Raw genomic sequence first — 2,492 nt, 5'->3', positions numbered from 1 at the left:
GGGTGTGCCGGGTGTGGTGCGGGGTGAGGTGTCGCGGGTGTTGGGGGTGGTGCAGGAGTTTTTGGGTGAGGAGCGGTTTGGTGGGTCGCGGTTGGTGGTGTTGGTGGAGGGTTTGGCTGGTGCGGCGGTTGGGGGTTTGGTGCGGTCGGCTCAGTCGGAGAATCCGGGGCGGATCGTGGTGGCGGATGCGGGGTTGGAGGATGTGCCGTTGGTGGTGGCTTCGGGGGAGCCGTGGGTCGAGGTGCGGGATGGTGTGGTGCGCGCGGCCCGGCTGACGCGGGTGGCACCGGCGCCGGACGCCGAACCGGACGCGGACAGCGTGCCCGCATTCACCGAGGACGGAACGGTCTTGATCACGGGCGGTACGGGCGGACTGGGAGCGCTCTTCGCCCGGCATCTGGTGACCGTGTACGGAGTACGGCGGCTGGTGCTGACCAGCCGCCGGGGGATGGACGCGCCAGGCGCGGCCGAACTGGTGGCCGAGCTCGCCGACTTGGGCGGCAGCGCGGAGGTTGTCGCCTGTGACGTCGCGGACCGCGAGGCGCTGGCCGGGGTACTGGCCGGGCGCGAGCTGAGCGCTGTCGTCCACCTGGCCGGTGTGCTGGATGACGGGACAGTCGCGTCGCTCACCCCGGAGCGCGTGGACACCGTCCTGCGGCCGAAGGCGGATGCCGCGTGGCATCTGCACGAGCTGACGGCGGAGATGGACCTGTCGGCGTTCGTGCTGTTCTCCTCCGCCTCCGGGGTGATGGGTGCGCCGGGGCAGGGCAACTACGCTGCCGCGAACGCGTATCTCGACGCGCTGGCCGCGCACCGCCGTGAGCAGGGTCTGCCCGCCCACTCCCTCGCCTGGGGTCTGTGGGGCGGCGGGACCGGGGGTATGAACGCGGAGCTCGGCGCGGGGGACCGGGCCCGGATGGCCCAGGGCGGCGTCCTGCCGCTCTCCGCCGAGGACGGCGTGGCGCTGTTCGACGCCGCCGTACGCCTGAGCACCGCCGTGGCGGTGCCGGCGAAACTGGACCTCGCGTCGCTGCGCGCCCAGTCGGCCGCGCTGCCGCCGCTGTTCCACGGGATCGTGCCCGCGGCGCGGCGCAGCGCCGCCGGTGTCCGGAGCGACGCCGACAGCCTGCGCCGACGGCTCGCCGCGCTGCCCGAGGACGAGTGGGAGGGCGCGCTGCTCGCTCTCGTACGCGGCCAGGCCGCCGCCGTCCTCGGCTACGCCGGTCCGGACGCGGTCGACCCGGAGCGCGCGTTTCGCGACCTGGGCTTCGACTCACTGGCCGCCGTCGAACTGCGGAACGGACTCGCCGCCGAGACCGGCCTGCGGCTGCCGTCGACGCTGATCTTCGACTACCCCAGCGCGTCCGCACTCGCCCGTCAGCTCCTGGAGGACGTGTCCGGCACGGTCGACGGCGCGGATGCCGTCGCCGCCGCGTCCGGGGCCTCCCGTAACACGGCGGCCGCGGACGACGAGCCGATTGCGATCGTCGGTATGGCCTGCCGCTACCCGGGCGGGGTCACCTCCCCCGAGGAGCTGTGGCAGCTCGTGGCGGACGGCGTGGACGCGATCTCCGAGTTCCCCGTCAACCGGGGCTGGGACATCGACAGCATCTACGACCCCGAGGGGCTGCGCCCGGACACCAGCTACACCAACCGCGGCGGCTTCCTGCACGACGCGGGCGAGTTCGACCCGGGGTTCTTCGGGATCAGCCCGAACGAGGCGCTGATGATGGACCCGCAGCAGCGGCTGCTGCTGGAGACCTCCTGGGAGGTGCTGGAGCGTGCGGGCATCGACCCGGCGACGCTGCGCGGAAGCCGTACCGGCGTCTTCGCCGGGATGATGTACCACGACTACACGTACAACAGCAGCACCGGCGCCATCGCCTCGGGACGGGTGTCGTATGTGCTGGGGCTGGAGGGCCCCTCCGTCACCCTGGACACGGCGTGCTCGTCGTCGCTGGTGGCGCTGCACCTGGCGATCCAGGCGCTGCGGTCGGGGGAGTGCACCCTGGCCCTGGCCGGGGGCGTCGCGATGATGGCGACGCCGGAGGTCTTCATCGAGTTCAGCCGGCAGCGCGGACTGTCGCCGGAGGGCCGCAGCAAGTCGTTCTCGTCCGATGCCGACGGCACCGTATGGGGCGAGGGCGTCGGCATGCTCGCGGTGGAGCGGCTGTCGGACGCGGAGCGGTTGGGGCATCCGGTGCTGGCGGTGGTGCGCGGTACCGCCGTCAACCAGGACGGTGCCTCCAACGGTCTGACCGCCCCCAACGGCCCGGCGCAGCGCCGTGTCATCCAGCAGGCCCTGGCCAACGCCGGGCTGACGACCGGCGATGTCGACCTGGTCGAGGCCCACGGCACCGCTACCACGCTGGGTGATCCGATTGAGGCGCAGGCGTTGTTGGCGACGTATGGGCAGGGGCGGTTGGAGGGTCGGCCGTTGTGGCTGGGTTCGGTCAAGTCGAATATCGGGCATACGCAGGCGGCTGCGGGGG

The 2,492-nt window shown here is 72.5% G+C and carries 1 pseudogene; it reads left to right on the top strand.

Going from position 1 to position 2,492, the window contains the following annotated elements:
* Positions 1-31: 31 nt before the first annotated feature.
* Positions 32-2,492, top strand: a pseudogene (locus G5C65_RS35400) (type I polyketide synthase); the annotation flags it as partial.

Origin of the sequence: Streptomyces boncukensis, assembly GCF_011045075.1 — a bacterium.
In the GTDB taxonomy this organism is placed as follows: domain Bacteria; phylum Actinomycetota; class Actinomycetes; order Streptomycetales; family Streptomycetaceae; genus Streptomyces; species Streptomyces boncukensis.
The sequence above is the reverse complement of the archived record's forward strand: the minus strand, read 5'-3'. Positions and strand labels throughout refer to the sequence as shown.